The sequence below is a fragment of the Rhizobium sp. TBD182 genome (assembly GCF_001950375.1).
Taxonomy (GTDB): Bacteria; Pseudomonadota; Alphaproteobacteria; order Rhizobiales; family Rhizobiaceae; genus Agrobacterium; species Agrobacterium tumefaciens.
The window spans coordinates 253,157-278,895 of sequence record NZ_BDLN01000006.1; the positions used below are offsets into that span (position 1 = coordinate 253,157).

The 25,739-nt window shown below is 58.8% G+C and carries 22 protein-coding genes; 9 read left to right on the forward strand and 13 right to left on the reverse strand.

Annotated features, from left to right (window positions below; translation table 11 throughout):
• Positions 1-73 precede the first annotated feature (73 nt).
• On the reverse strand, positions 74-1,603 hold the full coding sequence (locus T18_RS18900; protein ID WP_038493503.1) for an ABC transporter substrate-binding protein: 1,530 nt from the start codon (positions 1,601-1,603) through the stop codon (positions 74-76).
• A 476-nt stretch (positions 1,604-2,079) separates the two neighbouring features.
• Between T18_RS18900 and T18_RS18905 the strand changes: the two genes are divergently transcribed.
• The 3 genes from T18_RS18905 to T18_RS18915 all read left to right on the forward strand — a co-directional run bounded on the left by T18_RS18905 (position 2,080) and on the right by T18_RS18915 (position 6,714).
• Positions 2,080-4,131 (forward strand): hydantoinase/oxoprolinase family protein, encoded by a 2,052-nt coding sequence (locus T18_RS18905; RefSeq protein WP_038493500.1) that lies wholly within the window; start codon positions 2,080-2,082, stop codon positions 4,129-4,131.
• Positions 4,128-5,780, forward strand: coding sequence for a hydantoinase B/oxoprolinase family protein (locus tag T18_RS18910; RefSeq protein WP_233283667.1), 1,653 nt, complete (start codon positions 4,128-4,130; stop codon positions 5,778-5,780). Before T18_RS18905 ends, T18_RS18910 begins: the two co-directional genes overlap by 4 nt.
• Before the next feature lie 169 nt (positions 5,781-5,949).
• A complete protein-coding gene (locus T18_RS18915; protein WP_038493497.1) occupies positions 5,950-6,714 on the forward strand; it encodes an IclR family transcriptional regulator in 765 nt (254 codons plus the stop codon).
• On the opposite strand, the gene T18_RS18920 is transcribed toward T18_RS18915, so the two are convergent.
• Entirely contained in the window at positions 6,687-7,361 is a 675-nt protein-coding gene (locus tag T18_RS18920) for a TetR/AcrR family transcriptional regulator (protein WP_038493494.1), read from the reverse strand. The two genes, T18_RS18915 and T18_RS18920, sit on opposite strands and share 28 nt — an antisense overlap.
• 159 nt (positions 7,362-7,520) lie before the next feature.
• Here T18_RS18920 and T18_RS18925 point away from each other — a divergent pair, with 159 nt between their 5' ends.
• Positions 7,521-9,614 carry a hydantoinase/oxoprolinase family protein gene (locus tag T18_RS18925; RefSeq protein WP_038493491.1) on the forward strand — a complete coding sequence of 698 codons (2,094 nt, stop codon included), beginning with the start codon at positions 7,521-7,523 and terminating at the stop codon, positions 9,612-9,614.
• A 2-nt stretch (positions 9,615-9,616) separates the two neighbouring features.
• Entirely contained in the window at positions 9,617-11,200 is a 1,584-nt protein-coding gene (locus T18_RS18930) for a hydantoinase B/oxoprolinase family protein (protein WP_244440155.1), read from the forward strand.
• A 155-nt stretch (positions 11,201-11,355) separates the two neighbouring features.
• Here the strand turns inward: T18_RS18930 and T18_RS18935 are convergent, their stop codons facing one another.
• Positions 11,356-11,874, reverse strand: a complete 519-nt coding sequence (locus T18_RS18935; RefSeq protein ID WP_038493488.1) for an Lrp/AsnC family transcriptional regulator — start codon at positions 11,872-11,874, stop codon at positions 11,356-11,358.
• 160 nt (positions 11,875-12,034) lie between these two features.
• On the opposite strand from T18_RS18935, the gene T18_RS18940 reads away from it, so the two are divergent.
• Both T18_RS18940 and T18_RS18945 read left to right on the forward strand, forming a co-directional pair.
• Positions 12,035-12,601 (forward strand): hypothetical protein, encoded by a 567-nt coding sequence (locus T18_RS18940; protein WP_038493486.1) that lies wholly within the window; start codon positions 12,035-12,037, stop codon positions 12,599-12,601.
• Positions 12,588-12,995 carry a PPC domain-containing DNA-binding protein gene (locus T18_RS18945; protein WP_038493484.1) on the forward strand — a complete coding sequence of 136 codons (408 nt, stop codon included), beginning with the start codon at positions 12,588-12,590 and terminating at the stop codon, positions 12,993-12,995. Before T18_RS18940 ends, T18_RS18945 begins: the two co-directional genes overlap by 14 nt.
• A 38-nt stretch (positions 12,996-13,033) precedes the next feature.
• Here T18_RS18945 and T18_RS18950 read toward each other — a convergent pair whose 3' ends face one another.
• The 10 genes from T18_RS18950 to T18_RS18995 form a co-directional block, all read right to left on the reverse strand.
• Entirely contained in the window at positions 13,034-13,927 is an 894-nt protein-coding gene (locus T18_RS18950) for a DUF296 domain-containing protein (protein ID WP_038493482.1), read from the reverse strand.
• Positions 13,924-14,703, reverse strand: coding sequence for an SDR family NAD(P)-dependent oxidoreductase (locus tag T18_RS18955; protein ID WP_038493480.1), 780 nt, complete (start codon positions 14,701-14,703; stop codon positions 13,924-13,926). The genes T18_RS18950 and T18_RS18955 overlap by 4 nt, the downstream gene beginning before the upstream one ends.
• A gap of 31 nt (positions 14,704-14,734) precedes the next feature.
• Positions 14,735-16,375 (reverse strand): acyl-CoA synthetase, encoded by a 1,641-nt coding sequence (locus T18_RS18960; protein WP_038493477.1) that lies wholly within the window; start codon positions 16,373-16,375, stop codon positions 14,735-14,737.
• Positions 16,372-17,541: an acetyl-CoA acetyltransferase gene (locus tag T18_RS18965; RefSeq protein WP_003517520.1), complete on the reverse strand. Its 1,170-nt coding sequence runs from the start codon at positions 17,539-17,541 to the stop codon at positions 16,372-16,374. The genes T18_RS18960 and T18_RS18965 overlap by 4 nt, the downstream gene beginning before the upstream one ends.
• On the reverse strand, positions 17,538-18,401 hold the full coding sequence (locus T18_RS18970; protein WP_038493474.1) for an IclR family transcriptional regulator: 864 nt from the start codon (positions 18,399-18,401) through the stop codon (positions 17,538-17,540). Before T18_RS18970 ends, T18_RS18965 begins: the two co-directional genes overlap by 4 nt.
• Position 18,402: 1 nt before the next feature.
• Positions 18,403-19,206, reverse strand: a complete 804-nt coding sequence (locus T18_RS18975; protein WP_038493471.1) for an SDR family NAD(P)-dependent oxidoreductase — start codon at positions 19,204-19,206, stop codon at positions 18,403-18,405.
• Between the two features lie 76 nt (positions 19,207-19,282).
• Positions 19,283-20,293, reverse strand: a complete 1,011-nt coding sequence (locus T18_RS18980; protein ID WP_003517515.1) for a TRAP transporter substrate-binding protein — start codon at positions 20,291-20,293, stop codon at positions 19,283-19,285.
• Between the two features lie 65 nt (positions 20,294-20,358).
• Positions 20,359-22,236, reverse strand: a complete 1,878-nt coding sequence (locus tag T18_RS18985; protein ID WP_038493466.1) for a TRAP transporter large permease subunit — start codon at positions 22,234-22,236, stop codon at positions 20,359-20,361.
• A 744-nt stretch (positions 22,237-22,980) separates the two neighbouring features.
• On the reverse strand, positions 22,981-23,790 hold the full coding sequence (locus T18_RS18990) for a cyclase family protein (RefSeq protein WP_038493463.1): 810 nt from the start codon (positions 23,788-23,790) through the stop codon (positions 22,981-22,983).
• 438 nt (positions 23,791-24,228) lie between these two features.
• Positions 24,229-24,645: an organic hydroperoxide resistance protein gene (locus T18_RS18995; RefSeq protein WP_038493460.1), complete on the reverse strand. Its 417-nt coding sequence runs from the start codon at positions 24,643-24,645 to the stop codon at positions 24,229-24,231.
• Between the two features lie 572 nt (positions 24,646-25,217).
• Here T18_RS18995 and T18_RS19000 point away from each other — a divergent pair.
• Together T18_RS19000 and T18_RS19005 are read left to right on the forward strand one after the other, a co-directional pair.
• Complete coding sequence (locus T18_RS19000) at positions 25,218-25,466, forward strand: type II toxin-antitoxin system VapB family antitoxin (protein ID WP_006313527.1); 249 nt, start codon at positions 25,218-25,220, stop codon at positions 25,464-25,466.
• Positions 25,463-25,739: PIN domain-containing protein (locus T18_RS19005; protein WP_075807769.1), on the forward strand; the 277-nt coding region annotated here is incomplete at its 3' end. The genes T18_RS19000 and T18_RS19005, both read left to right, overlap by 4 nt.

Consider the following 25,739-nt stretch of genomic DNA (forward strand, 5'->3'; position numbering starts at 1 on the left):
CAGGCCTCTTCCGCACGGAAGATGAGAAACGGGTGCCCGGACAGGCGAGTGCCGACCGGGCTAATTCCAGATGTTACGACAGCGAAAGCTCGTCGAAAAGGCGACCGGAGAAGGGAGAAATCTGGTCCGGAAGCATATGGAAATTGTTGACGCGCTTCAGGTGGGCAAAGCCGGTGGCGCGGTAGGAAAGACCGCAAAAAGGCGTGTATTCGATGACGAGCTTGTCGACTTCGGCATATATCGCCTTGCGCTTTTCCAGGTCGAACTCCGCACGGCCCTTGGCGAGCAGCTCGGTCAGGCCTGGAACCTCGAAATTGCGTGAGCGGAAGAAGGTCGGCGACAGCGTCGGGTCAATAAGGGCGCTTGTCGCATCCGGATCGAAGGTGTCGAGGCCGAGACCCTGAATGGCGAAATCGCCCTGGCCACGGTTACCCATGGTAACGCGGGTGGACCAGTCGGGCATCGTCAGTGTCACGTTGATGCCGACTTCAGCCAGATGGCCCTGGACGATGACGGCGGTATCGCGGTGCATGCCGTACTGCGCGGTCGAGAGCAAATTGACGGTCACACCTTCTGCACCGGCCTCCTTAATCAGCGCCTTGGCGCGGTCGGGGTCGTAGCTCTGCCCCTTGGCGAGTTCGGCGTTGTAGAACGGCGTCGCGGACGAGCGCGGCACGCCTTCGAGCACTGCGCCACGACCGAAGAAAACGCCCTTGACGATCTCTTCGCGGCGAATGGCGAGGGAAACGGCGCGCCGCAGGCGCTGGTCCTTGAACGCACCAGCTCCGTTGAACGACAGGAACATGAAAGCGCCTGTGGCAGCTGTCTCAAGCGCAACACTGGCGTCCTTGTCGAGCTGGTCCATTGCGCTCCACGGAACGTAATCGATCACATCGACATCGCCCGCAGTGATCGCTGCAACACGTAGGTTTTCGTCGGCGTAGGCGGTGACACGAACCTTCTTGAAATGCGGCAAGCCGTCCTTGAAATAATGCGGGGAGGCTTCGAAATCGAGGCCTACGCCCTTTTCTGCATTGGCCAGCGTGAACGGGCCCGCGCCTATGCCATGGTCCTGTTTGTCGGTCGAACCCTTGGCGATAATCTGCAGGAAGGGGTTGGCGAAGAGCGCCGGCAGCGCCGCGTTCGGTGATTTCGTCAGGAGCTTGAAGGTGCGGTCATCGACAATCTCGACCTTTTCGACTTCGAGCATCGCATCACGGGTATAGGCACCAGAGCCCTCCGCCTTGATCTTCTCGATATTCCATTCGATGTCGGCCGAGGTGACGGGCTGGCCGTCGGAGAATTTAACATCCTTCAGCTTGATCACCCAGGCGCGGTCGCCGTCTCGGTCGAAGCTTTCGGCCAGTTCACCCACAAGTTTGCCTTCTGGCGTGTAGGCCATGAGGAAACGGTTGATCAGCGAAGAAACGAGTTGGCCGGCATAGCCGACATTCACCCACGGTTTCAGATGAGCGGGATAGGTGGAAAGGCCGATGCGCAATGTGTCGGAAGAGGCCTGCGCAAAGGATCTGGACGCTCCGATGGCAAATGCCGCACCTGAAGCGGCGGTCAATTTCAGAAGGGTACGGCGATCGAGTATCATGGTTAGTTCCCCATTATGTGTTGATACATGCTTGCCAGCCGGCGTGGACGATTTCGGCGCGCCACCTTTCCGGAAAAGTGTCGGTCCCGGTGGGCGTGATCTGGTCCCGTCGATATCGAAAACAATAAAGAGAGCCTTTTCCGGGTGTCAAGCGAAATTCCATTAATTAATTCATTGGGAAATCCTTGTGTCAAATAACGGAATAAGATCACAAATTTCTCAATCTCCGGCGTGATTTTGGCTTATAATCGAATTATAGGAATAGCAGAAATAATCTGGTCGTAATAATGGAATTGAGATTGACAAGGGAATGAAGCCGATCATAGGGTCTGAACAACTGGCCCGGATTGCCCGGCAGCTGTTTCTCCGGGGCCGAAGGCTTGGCTTTCGCTGCGGGCGGCGCATGCAATCAAGACAGTGTCGCACGACCTCCAGATGAGGCGTTGCCTTATGACATCCAGAAGAAGGAGCGAGCCATGGCATGGCGGATTGGCGTGGATTCCGGTGGTACTTTTACCGACGTTTGTCTGTTTGAGGATGAGACGGGCGAGGTGGTGATCTGGAAGGTTTCATCGACACCGGATGACCCTTCGCGCGGGATCACGCAGGGTGTGGCCGATGGCATCGAGCGCGTGGGCATCAAGGCCGAGGACGTTTCTTATGTCGGTCACGGTACAACGGTTGCCACAAACGCGCTCATTCAGGGTCGTGGCGCAAAAACAGGGCTTCTGACGACCGGTGGTTTCCGCGATCTGCTGGAAATCGGCCGTCAGAAACGCCCGGACCTCTATGATCTCCAGGCAGATAAGCCTGAACTTCTGGTCGAGCGTCACCTGCGGTTCGGTATTGAAGAGCGTGTTTTGGCCACTGGCACTGTTGAAACACCACTGGACGAGACCGCATTGCGCGAAGCGGTGCGGGCTCTGAAGGCCGATGGCGTAAAGGCGGTCGCAGTCAATTTCCTGTATTCTTTTATGCACGCCGAGCATGAGAAGATCGCGGCCCGCATTCTGGAAGATGAGTTTCCTGAAGCCTTCCATTCGCTGTCACACCGTATCGCGCCGGAATTCCGTGAGTTCGAGCGATTGTCGACCACGGTCGTCAATGCCTATCTTGGCCCCGTCATGCAGGGTTATGTGAAAGCGCTGTCCGGCAAGCTCACCGATCTCGGCATCACGGTTGCGCCGCAGCTCACCCAGTCGAATGGCGGCGTTATCGGCTTTGATGCTGCTGCCGAAATGCCGGTACGCACGGTTCTGTCCGGTCCCTCGACCGGTGTTGTCGCTGCCCAGGCGGTTGGTCGCATGACCGGCATCGACAACCTCATCACGTTTGACATGGGCGGTACCAGCTCTGACGTTGCACTGCTTGCTGATGGTCAGTGCCGAGTGGTGAACGAGTCGGTGGTCCACGGTTATCCGATCAAGGCTCCGATGCTCGATATACACACGGTCGGGGCCGGTGGCGGCTCGATCGCCTATATCGATTCCGGCAATCACCTGAAGGTCGGTCCGCGTTCTGCAGGCGCCAATCCCGGTCCGGCCTGCTACGGCCTTGGCAACGACGAGCCGACGGTCACTGACGCCAATGTCGTACTTCAGACACAGAACCCGGAATATCTGCTCAACGGCCGCATGAAGATTGACCGTTCGCTGTCGGTACAGGCCGTCGAGCGCCTTGCGGAAAAGCTCGATATGGGCGTTCTGGAAACCGCGAACGGCATTCTCGACATCGTGACGGCCAACATGGCCAAGGCCATTCGCGTTATTTCCGTCCAGCGTGGCCATGATCCGCGTGACTACGCGCTGGTCGCCTTCGGCGGAGCGGGTCCGGTGCATGCCGTGCGTCTGGCCCGTGAGCTGGGCATGAAGCGCATCGTCGTGCCGAAGACGCCGGGCGTCTTATGCGCTCTTGGCCTTTTGATGACGGATCTGAGAACGGACTTCTCGGCGACTGTCCTGCATCGCCTCGACCAGGTGGCGTCGGGAACGATCTCCACGCTTTATGATGGCCTTTCAGCTCAAGCCAATGCCTGGTTCGAGCGTGAGAAAATCGCACCAGCCGCCCGCGTTGTCACCCGCACTGTCGATTGCCGCTACGCCGGCCAGAATTACGAGATCGCAGTCGCCTTGCCGGAAGGACCGATCACCGAGGAAACCTTTCGCCTCGTCAAGGAGCGTTTCGAGCAGGCGCATCGCCAGCTCTATGGTTTCATCGCCGAAGGTGAGCCGGTGCAGCTTGTTACCTATCGTTTGGTCGCAAGCGGCGTCGTCGAAAAAGCAGCGTTCAAGGCCCGCGAGATCGAGGGCGAGGATTCCTCTGCTGCGATCTCCGGCAAGCGTGATGTCTGGATGGCCGAAGCCGGCGGTTTTACTGCAGCGACGCTCTATAACCGCGATCTGCTGAAACCCGGTAACGTCGTCGCCGGTCCTGCCATTATCGACCAGATGGATTCGACCACGGTTCTGCCGCCTGGATATGTCGCCACGGTCGATGCCTATCTCAACCTCATCGTGGAGGGAAAATGATGACGAATGCAGCCATCGCACAGAACACTGCTGCAGCACTCAATCCGATAACTGTCGAGGTCATCGGCAGCGCATTTGCCTCCACCGTCGAGGAAATGGGAGAGGCGCTCGTTCGTGCCAGCTATTCCACCAATATCAAGGAACGCCGCGATTGCTCGACGGCACTGTTCGACGCCAGGGGGGCAATGCTTTGCCAGGCCGAACATATTCCGATGCATCTCGGCTCGTTTATCGGCTTCATTCCCTATATTCTGGAGCATGTGGGCGCGGATAGTCTTGCTCCTGGCGACGTGTTTATCGGCAACGACGCCTATGAGGGTGGCGGCACCCATCTGCCGGATATCGTTCTGGCGGAGCCGATTTTCCAGGACGGCAAGTTGATCGCCTGGGCGATCAATACAGCGCACCATTCCGACTTCGCAGATCGCGGCCATGCCCACATATATCAGGAAGGCCTGCGCATTCCCCCGGTTCGCCTCTATCGAAAGGGCATTCTTCAGGAAGACATCCAGAAGCTGTTTCTCCTGAACTGCCAGGTGCCGCATGAGCGAATGTCGGACCTGCGCGCCCAGATGGCAGCGAACCGCCTAGGCGTGACGCGCCTCAAGGAACTCTGCGACAAGTATTCCACCGGAACGGTTCTCGCTGCTGGTCGCGAACTGATGGACTATGCCGAACGCAAGATGCGCGCCGGCATCGCTTCCATTCCGGATGGCACCTACAGCTTTTCGGATATGTTCGATGCGGAATCGCTGCGGGACGAGCTCGAATTTTCGGTGACAATTACCGTCAAGGGTGACGAGATGCATCTTGACTTCGTCAGCCCGCCGCAGGTTCGCGCCGGTCTGAACGTGGTCTATACCGCGCTCCTTTCCACAGTCTATTATGCGGTGAAGACAGTTGTTGATCCAACCGTCCTGCCAAATGCCGGTCTGGCCCGGCCGATCCATGTGACGGCGAAAAAGGGCACATTGCTCAATTGCGCTCACCCGGCCGCAGTCGATGGCCGCATTGCCGCATGCCAGCGCGTGGTCGATCTCATCCATGGCGCACTCGCGAAGGTGGTTCCGCACCGCGTCACCGCGGCCTGCAACGGATCTGTCGCGGTTGCGAGCTTCTCTGGTACACGCGCGGACGGCAGCCTCTGGGTCTATCTCGAAACTATCGGTGGCGGCTTCGGGGCGCGGCATAACAAGGATGGTCTGGACGGCGTGCATGTCCACATGACCAATACGTCCAACCTGCCACTGGAATCGCTTGAAACCGAATATCCGCTAACGCTGGTTGCCTATGAACTGGTCGACGGTTCCGGTGGTGGCGGACAGTTCAGGGGTGGCATGGGGCTTCGCCGCGTGTATCGCGCAGAAGCAGATTGCCGGGTCTCCATTGGTGGCTCCCGCTTCGTCTCGCGCCCCTGGGGTCTGGACGGTGGTCTTGCAGGTGGTCTTGGCTCCTTTACCATTCTCGGTGCGCCCGAGCGGCTGGTGAATGGTGCCGGCGACATCTTCAAGGGTGACATTCTCGAGATCGTAACGCCCGGTGCCGGCGGATACGGCGAGCCCTCCATGCGCGACCCGGCATCCATTGCAGCCGACGTCCGTGACGGACGCATTTCCTCCGAAGCGGCCAAATCCGTGTACGGGCTCTGATTTCCCAAGCTGGCCCGGTTTCCCTCCATAGGGAGCCGGGTCTTTTTTGGGCGAGCGGCTTGAGGTTCCAATTTTTTAACCCGCTTGACTACCCATGCCATATTGCCTAATCCAGTTCCAATTATCGGATTTTAATGAATGATATATTCACCGAAACCCAGGGGGCAGCATGGCAAAGCAATCGTCCAGCAATGTCGAACGCGGTGCGGAAATTCTTCTGGCGCTAGGCAATGCGGGTGTCGGCGGCATGAGCCTTGCTGAAATCGCAGATGGGATCGGTGATGCTAAATCGGCGGTGCATCGGGCTCTGACGGGACTGTCTCATTACGGTTTTGTTGAGCAGAGCGGTCGGCGCGGCAACTACAGGCTGGGTAGCGCGATTTATGCGCTGGCGCAGCGCGTACCAGGTATTGGTGATCTGGTCGATCTGTTCCGTCCGGCGCTTATTTCCATCACCGCCGGCACAAACATATCAAGTTTTCTCATGGCGCGGTCGGGTTTCGAATCCGTTTGCCTCGATTTCCAGCTGAGCGCGGCGCCGGTCCAACCCTTGCTTTCGGGCGTGGGCGGGCGTCTGCCGCTCGGTATCGGCCATGCCGGGGTTTGCATGATGGCGCGACTGGACAGGGAATCCCGCGAACGCATCCTCGAAATCAACGCCCCGCATTACGAACAATGGCTGATCGAAACGGATACCATCCGCGCCGAGATCGAGATGTTCCTCGAAAAAGGCTATGTGATCGGCACGCGCAAGGCGGCGGGGTACGAGGTCTGGACGCTTTCCTTTGCGCCCGCGCCCGGTGACAATCGTTATGGCGAAACCGGGGTTTCTCTGCTTGCGCTGGCCAACAGCGTTTCGGATGACGAGGCACAGCGCTGCGTCGCGCTGATGTCTGAAGCACTGCCCTACAAGTGGTCCGGCCTCAACGCGTAACGCCGGATCATTTCCTGGATATGGGCAAGGCGCGCGCTGCGCGCCGGTTCAGCAAGAACGTCCCGCCCGAAGGTAAAGCGGATGGTGTGTGCCGTGGAGACCGTGGCCCAGCACAGATTCGAGATTGACAGCCATAACTCGACAGGGTCCAACCGAGGGCGAAAAACGCCAGCTGTGACGCCACGCTCCAGAATCCCCGCCACCATCCGGGAAATATTTCCCGCATATACCGTTTCGGGCTCCGATTCGCGGATGTTCTCGCCACCGTGCAGGTTCTCGATGCCGACAAGCGTCAGGAAGCCCTGATTGTTCCGGTAGTAGTCAAAGGTGAACTCCACTAGCCGGTCGAGCGCAGCAACCGGATCCGAAGGCATCGCCAGCGATTCCTCTGCCTCGCGCATCGCCCGGTAAGCGTCTTCCAGCACATGCCGGAACAACACTTCCTTGCGGGAAAAATGCCGATAGACAAGTGCCTTGTTAACGCCAGCCGAATGGGCGATAGCCTCGATATTTGCACCTTCCAGACCGTGGGCAACGAATTCGCCTGCCGCAGCCACAAGAATGGCCTTGCGGGTGCGCGAGGTGCGCGCCGCGTGTGATCCTGGCGGCTTTTCCTTCACCTTTGTTGCCTGCGGCCTGTCGTTCATTCATGTCGTCCTTCCGTGGCCGGTGAATATCATCTTTGCCTCGTCTTGTCCTCTCTTCGGCAAGGAACGAATTTTGCAGCGTTGTCGCCAACACCTCTTTACAGCTCCCGTCGCTTCTGATTTTGTAACGACAACGTTACTGTTACACAAGAGGCAGTTATGACCCCGCATATACGTGTCGCATCCGACGTCGGCGGAACTTTCACGGACAGCATTGCTTATGACGAGACGACGAGAACAATTACGGTCTCGAAGGTATCGACCACGCCGGTCAACCGTGCGCTCGGCACGCTTGAAGGGCTGCGAAAGGCCCTGGGCCTGCAGGGCGCGAGCGGTGCGGATGTTGCGTATGTCGGCCATGGCATGACAACGGCAACAAATGCCGTGATCCAGCGCAATGGCGCAAAGACGGCATTTCTCACCAATCACGGCTTTCGCGATCTCCTTGAAATCGGCCGCCAGAACCGTCCGACGCTGTTCGATCTGACCAGGGTGAAGCCTGAACCGTTGGTGCCGCGCGAACTTTGTTTTACGGCGCGGGGCCGTATTCTGCCGACAGGTGAAGAGTTGCAGCCACTCGACGAGGCCGATGTGCGCGCGGCTGGTGAAGCGATGAAGGCGGCTGGCGTCGAGGCCGTCGCCATCCTTTTTCTCCACTCTTACGCCAATCCCTCCCATGAGTTGCGGGCGCGCGATATTCTGGCTGAAGTCCTCCCAGATGTGGCAATTTCCGCTTCGGTCGAGGTGAATGCTGAATTCCGCGAATACGAGCGCGGCTCGACGGCGGTGCTCAATGCCTATCTTCGTCCGGTCATGGACCGTTATCTGTCTTCGCTCTCCGGTATGTTGCAGGATGAGAAGGAAGGGCTGGGCCTTGGCCGCGACCGTCCGGTTATGGTGATGGATGCGGCCGGTGGACTGATGAGCCTCGAAGGAGCGCGCCTCAAGCCCGTCCATACCGTTCTATCCGGCCCCGCCGGTGGGGTGGTCGCCAGCGCGCATGTGGCTATGCTGGCAGGTATTCCCGATATCATCACCATGGACATTGGTGGAACGTCCACGGATATCAGTCTCATCCGGGCCGGACGGCCGGAAATCACCCGTTCGGCCAGTCTGGAAACGGTACCGATCCGCTTGCCGGTTATCGATATCAATGCCATCGGCGCAGGCGGCGGTTCCATTGCCTGGATCGATGACGGTGGTGCGTTGCGTGCGGGGCCGATGAGCGCCGAGGCGGTGCCGGGCCCCGTCTGCTATCGTCGCGGTGGAACGTTGCCGACAGTCACCGACGCCAATCTTGTTCTCGGGCGGTTCTCGCCGCAATCGCGTCTGGGCGGCTCGATGACACTTGATCTGGATGGGGCGTATAAAGCCATCAACGATGTGATTGCCCAACCACTTGGTCTTGACGTCTATGAGGCGGCGGCAGGAATATTGCGCGTAGCCCATGCCAACATTGTTCGGGGCATCCGTGTTGTTTCCGTGGAACGTGGGTATGATCCACGTGATTTTGCGCTTGTGCCATTCGGCGGTGCGGGACCGATGCATGGCAGCCCCGTTGCCCGCGAACTCAAGATGCCGCGTGTGATGGTGCCGCCGACCCCTGGCATTCTCTGTGCGCTGGGACAGCTGATTTCAGACCTGCGCCACGATTTCGTCGAAACACACGTCGTCCCCTATGCCGCCAATGGCGAAGCTGAAGCGGCTTTGCGCATCAAGCGCCTGACTGACCGCGCCGATGGCCATCTCGATCATGATGGCGTCGAGCCGGACCGGCGCGACGTGGAAATACGCATCGACATGCGCTATCAGGGCCAGTCGTTTGAACTGTCAGTGACGGTGAATCCGGGCGAACCCTGTTGGTGGGCCGACCTTCCTCGCCGGTTTCACGCCGCGCACCGGGCCCGCTTCGGTCATGCTGACGAAAACGCCGCAATCGAGATCGCCGGCTTCGGCGTCACAGGTATCGGCCGCATCAAAACGCCGGTGCTTCCCGAACTCGACGACGGAGGCCCGGTGCCCGACGACGATGCGCTGACCGGCGAACGCCCGGTCTATTACGAGCCTGGCGATAGCGGCGCACGTGGCGCCTTCCATAGGGCGGCGGTCTACGCCCGGGAAAAGCTCAAGGCTGGCAACATGATATTCGGCCCCGCCATTATCGAGGAAGTTTCTTCGACAACCGTTCTTTATCCTGCCGACCGTCTCACGGTTCACAAATCAGGCAGTCTGATCGTTGAGGTAGCAGAATGACCATGTTTGATCCGATCCGTCTCGAAGTTCTGCGAAATGCCCTGGAAGCAACCGCGCAGGAAATGGGCGTCGTGCTGAAATGCACTGCCTTTTCGCCCAACATTAAAGAACGCATGGACGCATCCTGCGCAATCTTCAACGCGAATGCGGAGCTGGTCGCGCAGGCCGAGCACGTACCGGTGCATCTTGGTTCCATGCTGAGGGCCGTTGCGCCGACACTTGCACAGTTGCCACCGCTCAAGGAAGGCGATGTCGTCATCGTCAACGACCCTTTTGTTGCCGGCGCGCATCTGCCCGACATCACGTTGATAGCTCCCGTTTTCGCCGCAGGTGAACTCGTTGCGCACGTGGCAAGCCGCGCGCACCATTCGGATGTCGGAGGCATGGAGCCCGGTTCGATGCCCGGCAGCTCAACAGAGATATTCCAGGAGGGACTGATCATTCCGCCAGTCCTACTTTACGACGGAGGTGCGGAACAGGCCAGTATCATGCGCATGGTGCTTGCCAATGTGCGCACGCCGGAAGAGAGGCGCGGTGATCTCAATGCCCAGTTGGCGGCTCTCAGGATCGGGGAGACCCGCCTGCAGGAAATGGTGGGGCGTTTCGGTGTCGATGGGCTGAAACAGGGCTTGTCGGCCATTCTTGACTATTCCGAGCGGCGCATGCTGAAGCGCCTCGCTGAGTTGCCGCCCGGCCGCTACGAGGCCGAAGACTGGCTGGATGACGATGGATCAAGCCCGGAGAAAGTCCTGATCAGGGTTGCCGTCGATGTTGCGCCCGACCGTCTGGTATTCGATTTTGCAGGAACCGCGCCGCAGCGGCGTGGCAATGTCAATGCGGTCAAACCGATGACACACTCGGCTGTGTTCTACGCCATCAAGATACTGACCGACGCAACACTTCCGCCAAATGCCGGCGTGTTGCGTCCAGTCGAAATTCACATTCCGCAGGGCTGTTTCCTCGATGCCCAGCCGCCAGCCGCCGTCTGCGCGGGCAATACTGAAACCACGCAACGCGTAGCAGACACTGTGCTGCGCGCCTTTGCGCTTATCGCGCCCGATCGCATCGCTGCCGCCAGTCAGGGGACGATGAACCTGATCGGCATCGGTGGACGTGATCCCCGAAGCGGAAGGCCTTATACCTATATCGAGACGATTGGCGGGGGGCAGGGCGGCCGTCCCTATGGTGCTGGCATGCATGGCGTGCACGCAAATATGTCGAACACGCTCAACACTCCGATCGAGGCGCTTGAAATCAGCTATCCGCTGCGTATCGAACGTTACGAGCTGCGCCAGGGATCGGGCGGGACGGGGCACCATGCCGGCGGCGAAGGCCTGATCCGCGCCATTACAGCGGTGGATCACGAGGCGCGTGTTTCGCTTCAATCCGACCGTCGGATCACTGGTCCTTACGGTCTGCATGGCGGTGACGCCGGCGCGACGGGACAAAACTCGGTCATTGATGCGGCCGGCATTGCGACACCGCTAGCCGGCAAAGGCTCGGTAACGCTTTCGTCTGGAGAAACGGTCGTCGTGGAAACGCCCGGCGGCGGCGGCTGGGGGAGGGTTCCGGTTCAGATCGAATAGAGACGCTAGAGTCTCCCGCATACCTTGGACATCTGCGATCTTCTGCGGCACGCCATTGCCCGGAAACGAGAATTTCAAGTCGGTTCAGTCACCAGCTGAGGAACGAAGGGGGGCGCAGACGCGACTACTACCTTTTTACCCGCAATCCGCTGCCGCTATCTTGCCGGCACGCGGCCGGTGCCAGTCGCTTCCATTGATGGAGGTTCGGGATCGGGTACGACTGATAATGTGTGTTTGAGACATTTAAGTGCGAAACAGGATCGGGAGTGGCGTACACCCTCGATCTTGTAGAGCTTCCGGCGCAGAAACTGCTCGTAGCCTGCAGTTCCTGCCACCGCCACCTTGATGAGATAATCATATTCGCCTGTCGTCAGATAGGCTTCCAGCACCTCCGGAAGAGCGGCCATCGCCTCTCCGAAGCGTTCCAGAACCTCGTCGTCGTGGCGCTCCAGCATCACCTCGATGATAACAGTTTCGCTCAGTCCAAGCTTGGCCTGATCGAGAATGGCGGTATAGCCGCGAATGACCCCTTCGTCTTCCAGCCGCTTGACACGCTGCCAGCAGGGACTGGGCGACAACCCCACCTTTTCCGAAAGCTCCGCATTGCTCAACCTGCCGTTCTCCAGCAGGGCGCGCAATATCTTGCGGTCAATTCTGTCCAGCGGTTTCGTCATCCCCGGTCTCCACACAATACGTTGCAAAAATCTGCCGTCACTGCGGCAGACTGAGAAAGAAATGTTTTCCGACAGGCGGTTTGGCGCTGGCATTCGAAAGCACCTTCCGCTGATTTTTAAGTACCGTACTGCAAGGTACAGGCAGCAGGGAGGAGCAGGCGTGGCACCCGTAGAACAGCATCATTTTCCACGGCCAAGAACGTTGATCCACCCCGGCATTTCCTCGCCGGTGCGCATCAACAGCCTGCACTCGCCATCCGCGCGCCACGTGCGGCTGTTCATTGCGGCGGGCCGCAGTCTTTACGATGGAATCGTGCAGCCGCTTTTCGAAAACGGTATTGAGAATGCCTCGCTCACCATTCTCGGCGGCTATTTCGACATATTGTCCTATTGCGTCGCTCCGCCCGACCCTTCCGGCAAGGCGGTCATTGCCTATACGAAACCCATCGACGCCGGTGCGGCCTGGCTTGTCTTCGGCAATGCTACGCTCGGGCGCAGCATGAAGGGCGAGCCGATTGTTCATTGCCATGCCGCCATGCGCACCGCGGCGGGTGTGGTCAAGGGCGGCCATCTGCTGACTGAATCCTGTATTGTTGGCGAGTGCGGCGTTTCCGCCCTGGTGACGTCACTAGACAGTTTCGTGCTGCAGCAGTCCTTCGACCCCGAAACCAACATTCCCCTTCTTCAACCCAGGAACCGTACGGAGCGCGCCGATGAACACGCATAACACTGTAGAAACCGGATCCATGGGGCGTGTGGCCTATGCCCGCGTCGCACCCAATGAAGACCTTGTTCTCGGTGTCGAAAAACTGTGCCTTGCCGAAGGTTTTCGAAATGCCTTTGTGCGCGGTGCACTTGGTAGTCTCGTTGATGCCTGTCTCGGCACCCGCAACGGCGCGTTCTTGCAGATACGCGGTCCCGCTGTGGAAATCGTCTCCATTGCCGGCGAAGTGCGTGCCCAGCCGGACGGCTCGCTGCGCGCCTCGCTGACCGGTGTCGTCGCCGATACCGAAGGCTCGGTTTATGGCGGTCCCTTTATCGCCGGAGCTAACCCGGTTTGCATGACTTTTGAAGTGACGCTGGAAGAGTGGTTGCCTGCGGAAAAGCCGCAGGCGGCGTGAGTTGTCGTCAGGCGGGCCGGTGAGTTGCTGAGCGCAACTCATGCGGCGTGCCCCTGTCTTTCGGTCAGAAGTAGCTCGAAAGTAACGCAGACCGGGTTTTTGCCGCGCACTAGCCGCCCGCCGCTGATATGTCTGGTGAGGTCCACCATCGCAATATCCAGCATTGCTTTGCGGCCTCCGGGAACGGCCTGGCCGATACGGCCCTTGTTTATGAGGATTTCGCTCGCGTAAGCGTTGAGGCTTGTTCCGTCTTCATAATCCGCACCGACCAGGCTGCCAATTCCATTGACTTCGGCTTCTCGCATTCCAAACTCGGCAGAGACCTCTTCGAGTGCCGTGCATATATCGGTATTGGGGCGCACTGTGCATAAAAGTGCCCGAAGACCCGAACCCTTCTGGCGGCGCTGCTGCGCGATGGGTGTAAAAAGGGGGAAATTGGTTTCCTCATCCTTTTGCACGTCGAGGATCGCTCCATCCAGCGCCAGAGCTTCAAGCGGTGTTTCTACAGCAAATTCGGTCTCGAAAGGCAGCAGATGCCCCATGGAGACAACGCCGTCGGCACTCTTCCATGAACCATGGCAATGCAGAAACGGCGCGCTATCACGCCGGCCCATATGCAGGCCGGCGTCGATGATAGTGCCACCCGGCATGGAAAAGGTTTCGCTATACCATGCGGCATGCGCGTCATCCGGTGCGGCTGCCGGCATGACATAATGCAGCCGTTTCATCGGTACGTTCTTAAGTCTGACGTAACCGCCTTCGAACCCCAACTCCGCAAAGGCATCGGCAATCGCTTGGTTGGCATTTACGCCGGACCGGACCGTCAGAGTAACAGGATAGGCATGGCAGCCGACGGCGCGAAAGCGTTCAGGCGTGATCGGTCCGGGATGGACGATGTGGCGGGGAAGCTCTTGCGTGCCTGTCTCCGTCATACCGCAAGCCCCGCGGTAATGAAGCCCCCATCCACGGCGAGCACCTGTCCGTTGATGTAGCTTGCGTCATCCGACACCAGGAAGGCCACGGCAGAGGCGATCTCGTCCGTCCTGCCATAGCGATGCATCGGAACGCGGCTATGCCATTGGTCACGAACATTTTCCGTATGAACCGCCTGGGTGAGGGGGGTATCGACCGGACCGGGAGCAATTGCGTTGACACGAATGCCTGATTGCCCCAGCTCGTTTGCCATTACCATCGTCAGAAGATTGACGCCGCCCTTCGAAGCGCCATAGGCGCTGCGGCCACGATTTCCACACATGCCGGAAACAGAACTGATATTCACGATCGAGCCGGCAAGATCGCGCTCCAGCCAGTAACGTGCGGCAGTGCGCGCTACCGCGAAGCTGCCGACGAGATTGACATCAACGATGCGGCGAAATTCTTCGACGCTTGTGTCGACGGACAGCTTGTCGATACCGATGCCGGCGCTGTTAACGACGGCGACCAGATCAACCGCATGATCGGAATCTCCCGCGGTCAGGGCGGCGAAAGCCATCTCTATCGATGCCTCGTCAGCAACGTTGCAGACGATGCCGCGCGAGAGATCGATACCGAGCTTTTCGCAGGCTATATCCAGCGCCTCGCGCTTGAGATCCAGCAACCATGGCTGCCAGCCGCGCGCCATCAGGAGCTGCGCGGTGGAAAAGCCGATGCCGGATGCACCGCCGGTGATCGCGACAGCCCCTTTTGTCCCTGTCGTCTCTTGTGTCATACCGTCTCCTCCCGGTTGAATGTCTCGCCTGTCAGCCTGTCCGCTTTTCTTCGAAAACCGGCATCTGACCGCGTTTTTCCAGTTCCTCGCGGATCATTTTCTTGGTGATCTTGCCATAGGCGGATTTCGGCATGGCATCCCAGAACACCACTGATTTCGGCAGCTTGTAGCGGGCCATCTTGCCTTCCAGATAGGCCTTCAGATCAATAGCGGCGATATCCGCGCCCTCGCGGGCCACGCAAACGGCCACACCGACCTCGCCCCACACCGCGTCCGGCACACCCAGAACCGCAGTCTCGCTGATGTCAGGATGCATGAGGATTTTTTCCTCGATTTCACGCGGATAGATGTTCGAGCCGCCGGAAATATACATGTCGGAGGCGCGCCCGGTGATGTAGAGGAAGCCGTTCTGATCGCGATGACCAAGGTCGCCCGTCCGAAACCAGCCATTGCGGAAGGCTTTGGCATTGGCCTCGGGATTATCGTAGTAGCCGGCGAAAACGGCGGGACCGATTACACAAATTTCGCCGGTTTCGCCTGCGCCAACCTCCTCGCCAGCATCGTTCTGGATCTGCACTTCCATGGCGGTGCGGTCGAAGCCGCAGGTGCCGATCCGCGTTTCCGGACCGTCCTCGGCGTTATGAAAAGAAGGCGGCAGCACGGTGATGTTACCGGTGACTTCACCCAGGCCGAAATATTGCACCAGCACCGGGCCGAGCTTTGCAAGCGCCCGTTTCTGGTCCGCGCGATACATCGGCGCGCCGGCATAGATGACATAGCGCAGTGAGGAGTGATCGAAACGATCCACAGAGGGGTCTTCGACGAGCATTTTAAGGATGGTCGGTACAGTGAAGGCGTTTGTGATGCGCCATTTTTCGATCAGCGCCCAGACGGCGGGCACATCGAGCTTTTCCGCCGCCGGCAGGACGGTTTTCGCGCCATGCGCCACCTGCACCAGCTGGTGAATGCCCGCACCGTGTGAAAGCGGGGCAACGACGATGGACGCGTCGTCCGGTCCGGTGCCGGGCATCAGATCGCAGAGATGGTTGGTGATGACGAACGCCATCTGGCCATGGGTAAGCACTGCAGCCTTGGGCCGGCCGGTGGTGCCTGAGGTGAAGAAGAACCAACACGGGTCATCCCGATCCACTGCCTGGCTTTTAACTTTGTGCCCCATGTGACGGGCCACGATGGCGTCGTAATCCTCACCGAACTCAGCCGTGCCGATGGCGATGCTGAAATCGATCGTGCTTGCCTCGTGGCTGGCTTTTGCATGATCGGGAAAAGCACTGGCGCAAATCATGCCGCGCGCGCCGCTGGCCTTCGCCAGATAGGCAGCTTCATCAGGCGATTGACGGTAATTGGTCGGCACCCACACCGCACCCACGCGGAAGCATGCGAACATGGATTCGAACATCTGGTTGTTGTTGGGGGACTGCACCAGAATGCGGTCCCCCTTTCTGACGCCGAATTCAGTCTCCAGCGCATGGGCCATGGCGTCGACGCGGGCTTCCATTTGAGCCCAGCTCCAAGTCTTTTCACCCCAGACGAAACCGATATGGTCCGGGTTGCGGCGTGCCGCCTGCGTCAGGAAATGCGAGAGGTTCATCACCCGCGTGGTGGAGGGCGCAACCCCGCCCGCGGGATGCTGCACGGCACTTTGCGTCGTCATTTCACACGCTCCATGATCGAGACGTAATTGGCAACCGCCGTGCCACCCATGTTGAACACGCCAGCCAGCGAGGCATTGGGAATTTGCATGTCGCCTGCCTCGCCCATCAATTGCATCGCCGCCATGACATGCATGGAAACGCCGGTCGCCCCGACGGGATGACCTTTCGATTTCAATCCACCCGATGGGTTGATTGGGAGACGTCCGGTCTTCAGCGCCGTTCCATCCTGGACAACGCGATATCCTTCACCGGGCTTCGCAAGTCCCATGGCCTCATATTCGATAAGTTCGGCAATGGTGAAGCAGTCGTGCGTTTCAACGAAAGAGAGGTCGTCGAGCGTTGCGCCGGCAAGTTCCAGCGAGCCGGCCCAGGCGCGGCGCGCGCCTTCGAATGCCAACGGATCGCGACGGCTCAATGCCATGATGTCGTTGACATGCTTGCGGCCCCGGAAACCGATGGCGCGGTTGAGTGTGGCTGCCGTTTCCTCGTCGGCCAAAATGATCGCGGCAGCGCCATCCGAAATCAGCGAGCAGTCGGTGCGGCGCAGCGGGCCTGCGACGTAGGGGTTCTTGTCCGAAACCGTATTGCAGAAATCGAAGCCGAAATCCTTGCGCATATGGGCATAGGGATTGACCGCGCCATTGGCGTGGTTCTTTGCGGCAATCATCGCCAGCTCTTCCGAGCGGTCTCCATAACGTTGAAAATATGCCTGTGCGATGCGGCCGAACTGGCCGGCAAAGCCGCCAGGAATATTGGCCTCCTCCGCACGGTAACAGGCGGAGAGCAGGATTTCGCCCACCTCTGCGGTCGGCAGCGCCGTCATTTTTTCGGCGCCGACAACGAGTGCGATGCGGCCGCGCCCGGCTTCGATGAAGTCCATGGCGCTATAGAGGGCGGCCGATCCTGTTGAGCAGGCATTTTCGAAACGCACTGCGGGCGTATAGGCGAGGCGCTCATCGCCCATCGCCACCAGGGCGCCCTGAAAATCCTGTTTCGAGAAGCCATTGTTCATCACGCCGACGAAAATGCCGTCGATATCGCTGACATCTACGCCCGCATGGTCTATGGCCGGCGCCACGACCGAAGCCATCAGTTGCTCGGTATTTTCAAGGGCCGACTTGCCGAAAGGCGAATGCGCCCAGCCAACGATCTGCGCTTTGCTCATTTGCTCGTTCTCCTCGTTTGCCGTTTCGTGTCGCCTTCACCGCGCGTGCGGGCGCGGCTGGCCATCATTTCTGCGATGCGTGTCTCAATGCGGGTTACTTCCTCGCGCAGCAGCGCTGCGAGTTCCGGCTGGCGCTCCGGCCGCATGCGGCTGTCCACAGCGGCAATGCTCAACGCTCCCGCTACCGCGCCATCAGGCGCGCGGATGGCAACGCCAATACCCCAGGAATTAGAAAGGATCAGGCCGGGGTTTAGCGAATAGCCATTGGCTCTCGTCAACTCGACATCACGACGCAGGCCCTCAAGCGTGATGCCGGGATAATTAGCGGCAATCAGCCCGCTATTGGCCGCAATGATACTTTCCACCTCGGCGTCTGGCAGCGCCGCCAGCATGGCGAGCGAACCCGCACCAATACCCAAGGGGTGTTCGAAACCGGCCTGAAGCGCATGGGTGCGCACCGGCCAGGTGCCTTCTTCGCGGTAAAGGCACAGGGCAAATGTATCACGGCGCACGGAAAGGAAGCTCGAATCCTCCGAGCGGCGGGAAATGCGCGTCAGGCCGTCCTGCGCCATTTGAAGAAGGCCAAACCGGCGCGATGACAGGCTGCCCAGCACATAGGTTTCTTCGCCAAGGTAATAACGCCGCGTTTCCTCATCCTGCTCCACAAGGCCGGCGCGGATCAGAGCCAGCAGCAGGCGGCGGGCCGTGGGTTTGTTCAGTCCGCTTTCTGTCACGATGACCGAAAGCGCCACGCCGCGTTCCGCGTGCCTCCCGACCATGGAGAGCAGCGCCAGAGCCCGGTCCACCGCGCGCGCGCCCGTCAGATCTTTTTCTACCGGCATCGTTGTTGTTGTTGCCATCTCAGGAAAACGCCCCCACCGCACAGCTTTGCCCGCCATCGACCGGCAAACAGACGCCAGTGATGAACTTAGCGTCATCAGATGCGAGAAAAACGGCGGCGCGGGCAATATCGAAGGCATCGCCCATCCGACCCACCGGGACAGCCGCATTGCGCGCCGCCACCATCTCCTCGACAGACGCATATTGATTGCTGATCTGCTTGTAGATCAGTGGGGTGTCGATCATTCCCGGAAGAATGCAATTGGCGCGAATGCCCTGCCGGGCATATTGCATGGCCAGCGCCACAGTCGCCTGATTTACAGCTGCCTTCATGGCGTAATACGCAAAATAGGGATAGCCGGTCCAGCGAATGGAGGCGAGCGACGAGATATTGACGATGGCCCCGCCGCCCTGCGCCAACATCACCGGCAACACAGCCTTGGAGGTGCGATAAACGGATCCGATATTGAGATCGACTGAGGCGCGAAAGCTTTCCTCATCCAGCTCAACCGGCCCGCCCATATGGGTCACGCCAACATTATTGTGCAGAATATCGATGCCACCAAAGGCCTCGCAGGTGCGGGCAACGGTGGCCGATACGGACTGTAGTTCAGTGACATCGGCGGCAACCGCAATCGCCTCCAAGCCTTCTCCTCGAATGATCTCAGCCGTCTCTTCGGCTGCGTCAGCGGAGAGATCGACACAGGCTACGCGCGCGCCTTCGCGGGCAAATTGCACGGCCGCAGCCTTGCCGTTGCCAAAACCCGGCCCCGATGATCCTGCGCCAAACACAAGCGCGCGTTTTCCCGTCAGGCGACCTGTCAAAGCAGTCTCCATTCCAATCGTCAGACATAGTCGGGTTGGCCCCGCTACGGGCGGGGCCAGTTATTCAACGGACCGGTCAGGTCAGGCTTGCACCAACGGCCTTTTCAAGAATGGCCCAGGCTTCATCGCCGTATTTGCCCTTCCACTCGGAATAGAAGCCTGCCTCTTTCAGCGCGGCGCGGAAGAGTGTCGCATCCGTGTCGTTGAAGGTCATGCCCTTGGAAATCAGATCTTCCTTGACCGAGGCATTGAGCTTCGCCACATCGGCGCGTTCATCCTTGCCCGACTGGTTGAGGTTTTTGGCGACGATGGCGCGCAGGTCATCCGGCAAACGCTCCCAGGCGCGCTTGTTGGCCAGGAACCAGAACCCGTCCCACATGTGATTGGTGACCGAGCAGAATTTCTGCACTTCGAACAGCTTTGCGGTGGAAATGATCGCCAGCGGATTTTCCTGGCCATCGACCACACCGGTCTGCAGTGCAGTATAGACCTCTGCGAAATTGATAGAGGCAGGAGCCGACTTGAACGCCTTGAACATAGAGGTCCAGAGCGGGCTCACCGGCACACGGATCTTGAAGCTTTCGAGATCGGCCGGCGTGGCGATGGGCTTGGACGCGCTGGTGATCTGGCGGAAGCCGTTATCCCAGATTGTGTCCATGGCAACGAGATTCTGCTTGGCAATTTCGCCGCGGACATATTTACCGAGGTCGCCATCCATAGCCGCCCATACGGACTCGTAGTTCGGGAAGGCGAAACCGATGCCACTGATGGAGGCGTTCGGTACCAGCGTCGACAGGATCAGCGGCGAAAGCGTGAAGAATTCAACGCCTCCAGAGCGCACCTGGCTCAAAACGTCTGTGTCGGCACCCAGCTGGCTGCTAGGGAAAATGCTGATATTGACCTGCCCATCGGTCTCCTTGGCGATGCGCTCGGCGGCCTCCTTGGCGCGAATGTTCATCGGGTGCGCCGCAGGCAGATTATTGGCATATTTATAGTTGTATTGGGCAGCGCGGGCGCGCGACACGAAGGCGGTGGCCAGTACGGCGGAACCGGCGCCGGCGAGTATGGTACGTCTGTTGATATTCATTGCTTTCTCCTCCCAAAATAAAGCAGGTATCATTCATCGGCGTGGCGGGCGGACCCGCCACGGTCTCAGAGCAGAATGGTCGAAAATCCGGGGATTGCTGCAATCAGCAGCAGGCCGATGATCATGGCTGCGAGATAGGGCCAGATGGCACCCATGGCTTCGTCCGGCGACACGTTGCCGATCTTGCAGGCGATGTAAAAGCCGATACCGATGGGCGGCGCCATCAGGCCGATATTCATGGCGACCACCACGACCATGGAATAATGGATGTCATTGATGCCAAGCGTGCGGGCGATCGGGAACATGATCGGCGCGAGCAAAACGATTGCTGGCAGTCCTTCCAGGACGCAGCCCAAGATCATGAAAATCAGGATCGACACGACCATGTAGGTCATCCAGCCGCCCGGAAGATCGGTAATCATCGCGGTCAGCTGGAAAGCAAAGCCGCTCTGCGTCAGCCCCCAGGCCATGGCCGATGCACAGCCAAGGATCAGCAGGATCGCCCCTGAAAGGGCTGCCGTCTCAACCAGCATCGAATAAAGCTTCCTGAGGCTTATGCCGCCATAAAGCACTGCGCCGACGATCATGGCGTAGAGCACGGCAATAGTGGACACTTCGGTTGCCGTGGCGACACCGCCGCCCACCAGGCTGCGGATGAGGAAGGGCAGAACGAGCGCCGGTGCGGCAATCAGGGCTGCCTTGCCGACCTGCGGCCATGGCGTGCGCTTTGCGCCTTCCATGTTTTCATCCCGCGCCTTCCAGCGGGCCAGAACGGCCAGCACCAGAAGCAGTACCATTGCAATCATGAAACCGGAGGTGAAGAGGCCGGCAATAGACACACCTGCCGCCGAACCCAGAACGATCAGCACGATTGAGGGCGGAACCGTATCGGCCATGGCGGCGCCGGTGGCCAGAAGCGCGATCATTTCCTTGGGTTTATGGCCACGGCGCTTCATTTCCGGAAACAGCGCCGGTGCGACGGTTGCCATATCAGAAACCTTGGAGCCGGAAATGCCGGAGACAAGAAACAGAGAGCCCAGCAGAACATAGGACATGCCAGCGCGAATGTGACCAAACATAGAGGACAGAAGCTCGACAATCGCCTTACCCATGCCGGTTGCATCGAGCACGCAGCCGAGCAGCACGAAGACTGGCACTGACAGCAGAATGATGCCGGACATGCCCTCATCCATGCGCCCGATCATCACAATCGTCGGAACCCAGGTGGTGAAGGTCAGATAGGCGAGGGTTCCAAGGCCGAAGCAGAAGGCAATCGGAACGCCCAGGACCAGAAATACCGCAACGAACAGGCCGAGGAAGATCGCCAGATTAAAATTGCCGAGGGATTCCAGCAGCGGCGATGCCAGATAGAGCAGACCGGAGGCAACCGCGACCGTTACAAGGGCCGCGATGATATCGCGCAGATTTTCTCGTCGGAAGAGATTGTTGAGCACCAAAAGCAGCATAAGACAGGCGCCGACCGGCAGCGCCGCAGCGCGAAACGACATCGGAATATTCAGCGCCGCTGACGTGACCACCCACTCCTCGATGGCGTATTCCATGGCGGGCTTGATGATTGCGGCAAGAAATGTCGCCACCAGCACCAGTGCCAGGGAATTGATATATCCCAGAACACGTTGCGGGAACATGTTGAGAAACAGCGTGAGGCGCAGGTGTTCACTGCGATCGATGGCGATTGCCGCGCCCAGCATGGCAAACCACAGAAAGCACAAGGACGCCGTTTCATCGATCCAGACAATCGGCAGATGCAGGGCATAACGCGACGTCACACCCAGCAGAAGCAGGCCAATCATCATCGCCAGCAGCACCGCCGCCACGGCCTCGATAGGGCGCATGAACCACGAGCCTGTTACCGGTCCGGTGTGCAACAGTTCGCCATCGAGTACAAATACGTCGTCATTCGCGTTTGCGGTCATGGTCATCGGGGCCTCCTCTCCCACAGAACAACCTTCGCAATGAACATGTCTGCAAAACAGAACGTCCGTGCCACGACCGCGACATCAGGATAGCTGTTGTTGTCAGACAGGCCAGACCCCTCCACAGGTCTGAATGTATCGGGATATTGCCTCCACAATATGGACCGTTACAAAATCATGTATTCGGGATACACAGGAAAATTCATGAAATCAACAGTAAATAGACGGATTTATGCAGTTAATTTGTGCATCTATAAGGTCCATATAGTGGATCATACTTGATGAGAGCCCTCATTCCTCATGATCGCCTTGCGGCGCGACACCCCGTTCAAAGGCCAGTCAATGCAAATCGTGCCTACCGATTGGAGCAGGTCGCCAGACATCCGGGACGCCTGCGTCGCGTTACAGAGAGCCGGAAAACATGTCTGCCAGTCCTTAAACTGGCGGGGTTGGAAAAAGAGCGACGTGACGACCGCTGGGCGCAATGGGAAAAATGACGGTGGTGCGCCTGAGCACTCCCTAAACGGCAATACAGGCGTCGATTATCTATCGAAACCTTCCCTTGCGGTGGTTTCTCGACCTAACGTTATACGGCAAGGGAATATGTTCTTCGCGACGTCACCGCTTGGAATTCTTCCTGTCAAGCGCGGGGCGACGCGTCGCCCATCCTTTTCGGCGGATTCTGAGCGGATTGATCTGATGCGGCAGGTAAGCGGCTACTGCATCCGGGCGCGCCTCGCCATGCTGCGTTCAGACAAGAGCCAAAATTCGGGCCGGACCGCCCGTTCCGCCGCGATGTGCAGGCGCGCCGACGACGATGGTCGCGCCCTTTATCGGCAAAGCCTCTAGGTTGTTGAGGCCTTCGATGCCGTAGCGCCCTGCCGGGAGCCAGGAATTGTGAACTGCAAAATCGGCAGAGTTGCCAGGATCAAGCGAAAGCGTGTCGACGCCGATCGCGACGGTGTCGTGCTTGAGCAGAAGGTCGGTTGCCGACTTGCCGAAACCGGGGAAGGCGAATTTTCCGGCGTCGTCATTGCGGAAGGAGGGGCTCTTTACTCTGGTTGCCCAGCCGGAGCGCAGAGCAACGATGGAACCTGCCGGGATGTCGCCATTTGCGGATATCCAGCGCTCGATGTCTTCGGCCTCGATCGTGGAATTGGCATCCTCTTTTGCGCGGTCTGTGATGTCTATGATGACCAGCGGTGCGACAAGTTTCTGCGGTTCCAGCTGATCGACACTCGCCCCGTCCGCGCTGAAGTGGAAAGGTGCGTCAATATGCGTTCCGGTATGTTCGTAGATCGTGAGTTTATGGAGCTGATAACCGTCCTTGGCGATCTGAGCTGCCCACTCGTATTCTATGCCCGGCTTGCCATCGAATGTTGGGAACGTGGAGTCATATGTATGTGTGAGATCGATGACCTGTCCGGGTGTTTGCGCAAGCACCGGGGCCGCGAGGCTGCCAGCCGTCATCGCCGTTACACCGGCCACGGCGCCCTTGAACAGCAAGCGTCGCGACAGCATGTTCTTTTTCACGTTCTCGATCACGCAATGGTTGCACATACCTTAGTCCCTCCAGTGAAAATCCCTGATCGCAACCGTAGCGCAACGATGGAGTGACGCAAGACATGACCTTCCCTGATTTTTGACCCGTGTTCAGATGGCGGTTTCGGCAGCCCGGCGTCCATAGGCAGTACCCGCTTGCCCACCGGCAGGCCGGTCTCTCCGACATCGTGAAAGGGTGGTGGACAGATTGTCCGCTTGCCGCAGGGCGTTGCGCAACGCGGCTGCGTTGCCAAGAGGGATGGCAGGAAGAAGTGAATGCGAAAACGGCCGCGGCGGGGCGCCGAGCCGTTTCCTTGAGGTCAGATCGATGAAACCGCGCCCGAAAGTCCCGCAAGCGGCGACGGCTCGTCGGATGTTGCGTCATATACGCATGGTACTGCAAATATCGCTGCAAACACGATGGCGATGACAAGCGCGCGGGCGGAAACCATCGGCTTAAGCGAGAATGAGCGTAACATCGATGTTCCCCCTCGTTGCCTTCGAATAGGGGCAGATCTGGTGGGCATCCTCTATTATCGTCTGCGCGATGGGACGATCGATACCGGGCAGGCTTACCGACAGGCGAGCTTGCAGAAAGAATTCGCCACCCGTTGTGCCGAGGTCAACCTCCGCATCGACTGCGGTGTCGGCTGGAAGCCGGAGCTGGTGTTTTGCCGCCGCCTTTGTCATGGCGCCGATGAAACATGCCGACCAGCCTGCCGCAAAGAGCTGCTCGGGATTCGTGCCCGCCTTTCCGCTGCCCGGAGGGGAAAGCTTGATGCCAAGCGCGCCATCGTCACTTTGCGCCGATCCGTCACGCCCACCGGTCGTGTGGGTCTTGCCGGTATAAAGAACAGTCTCGATCTTGGTCACGGGAGGTTCCTTTCATTTTGCCGCCGCTGCGGCGTTTCGTGATAGGAGCTTTGTGACGGATCGGCGTATCCGGCATGTTTCCGGAAACTGCAAAACTGTATCGAAAAGTATCGTTGTTACTGGTCTTCAGACGCCACCTTTTCGATATTTTGGTGGGAGTTCTGCGGTGGGTCGGCGGCCCGTTTGGGGACCTGCGATGGATTGGCGGCTTGCCGTTTTGTCATGGCTTTTTCACGCATTTTTCAGGTGCTTTGTACAGATAAGAAATGCGTGAAAAAATGACCGGTTGTAAGCGTGTATGAGCTAAGTACAACGTCATCAGGCTCGAAATGCGGCGCTCGGTGGAGCCACGACATAACCTGCATCAAATGCACGTTGGCGGCCGTCTACAGCAGAAGTTGCTTAGAGCACGGCGTTCAGGGGAGGAGATGTGTTGTCTCCACGCGGAATGAACATGCATGATGGCCAAAACAGAGGGTGCGAAAAACAACAGGTAGCCATCAAGATGGCAGATGCCATCTTGATGGCTACCTTAATTTAAGCTATATTCGATCCAGACGAAGGAGCACTCAATGGTAACCCCGCAACTATCAGTCCGCAGTTCCAAAGCGCGCGACCTTGCACACAAGCTCGCCCGCCGAGAAAATCGCACGATTGCCGATATCGTCGAGCGCGCGCTCGAAACATATGAGGCTCGTGAGGCAGGACGTGAACCCGCTGCGAAATTCTATAGTCGTCTCTCATCGCAGTCGGGTACGGATATCGATTTCGACAGTATCATCGATGAAAACAGACGCGCTCACAAAGGCGTCGAGCTTTGATTTTTCTCGACACGAATGTGATGTCGGAGACTTTGAAGAAAGCTCCCGATTCTGCGGTTATAGCATGGCTGGTTCGTCACGACGCCGAATTGGCATTGCCGACGGTTGCAGTTGCCGAGATCGCTTTTGGTATTCAAAAGATCAGGCCGGATCAGCGCGCCGATCGCCTGGAAGAGGGACTTGTGTGCTGGCGTCGCCGTTTCTCCGACAAGATGTTTGCCTTCACGGAAGAAGCAGCATTGGCCTATGGCGATATCATGGGAGACGCTGCGC

Bases quoted from the DNA above. Each gene is read 5' to 3' on its own strand.
- T18_RS18990 (WP_038493463.1), bottom strand. From the start codon at position 23,790: ATGTGCAACCATTGCGTGATCGAGAACGTGAAAAAGAACATGCTGTCG.
- T18_RS18950 (WP_038493482.1), bottom strand. From the start codon at position 13,927: ATGACGGAGACAGGCACGCAAGAGCTTCCCCGCCACATCGTCCATCCC.
- T18_RS18900 (WP_038493503.1), bottom strand. From the start codon at position 1,603: ATGATACTCGATCGCCGTACCCTTCTGAAATTGACCGCCGCTTCAGGT.
- T18_RS18920 (WP_038493494.1), bottom strand. From the start codon at position 7,361: ATGAACGACAGGCCGCAGGCAACAAAGGTGAAGGAAAAGCCGCCAGGA.
- T18_RS18960 (WP_038493477.1), bottom strand. From the start codon at position 16,375: ATGACGACGCAAAGTGCCGTGCAGCATCCCGCGGGCGGGGTTGCGCCC.
- T18_RS18985 (WP_038493466.1), bottom strand. From the start codon at position 22,236: ATGACCATGACCGCAAACGCGAATGACGACGTATTTGTACTCGATGGC.
- T18_RS18965 (WP_003517520.1), bottom strand. From the start codon at position 17,541: ATGAGCAAAGCGCAGATCGTTGGCTGGGCGCATTCGCCTTTCGGCAAG.
- T18_RS18980 (WP_003517515.1), bottom strand. From the start codon at position 20,293: ATGAATATCAACAGACGTACCATACTCGCCGGCGCCGGTTCCGCCGTA.
- T18_RS18910 (WP_233283667.1), top strand. From the start codon at position 4,128: ATGATGACGAATGCAGCCATCGCACAGAACACTGCTGCAGCACTCAAT.
- T18_RS19000 (WP_006313527.1), top strand. From the start codon at position 25,218: ATGGTAACCCCGCAACTATCAGTCCGCAGTTCCAAAGCGCGCGACCTT.
- T18_RS18905 (WP_038493500.1), top strand. From the start codon at position 2,080: ATGGCATGGCGGATTGGCGTGGATTCCGGTGGTACTTTTACCGACGTT.
- T18_RS18935 (WP_038493488.1), bottom strand. From the start codon at position 11,874: ATGACGAAACCGCTGGACAGAATTGACCGCAAGATATTGCGCGCCCTG.
- T18_RS18915 (WP_038493497.1), top strand. From the start codon at position 5,950: ATGGCAAAGCAATCGTCCAGCAATGTCGAACGCGGTGCGGAAATTCTT.
- T18_RS18970 (WP_038493474.1), bottom strand. From the start codon at position 18,401: ATGGCAACAACAACAACGATGCCGGTAGAAAAAGATCTGACGGGCGCG.
- T18_RS18925 (WP_038493491.1), top strand. From the start codon at position 7,521: ATGACCCCGCATATACGTGTCGCATCCGACGTCGGCGGAACTTTCACG.
- T18_RS18945 (WP_038493484.1), top strand. From the start codon at position 12,588: ATGAACACGCATAACACTGTAGAAACCGGATCCATGGGGCGTGTGGCC.
- T18_RS18930 (WP_244440155.1), top strand. From the start codon at position 9,617: ATGTTTGATCCGATCCGTCTCGAAGTTCTGCGAAATGCCCTGGAAGCA.
- T18_RS18955 (WP_038493480.1), bottom strand. From the start codon at position 14,703: ATGACACAAGAGACGACAGGGACAAAAGGGGCTGTCGCGATCACCGGC.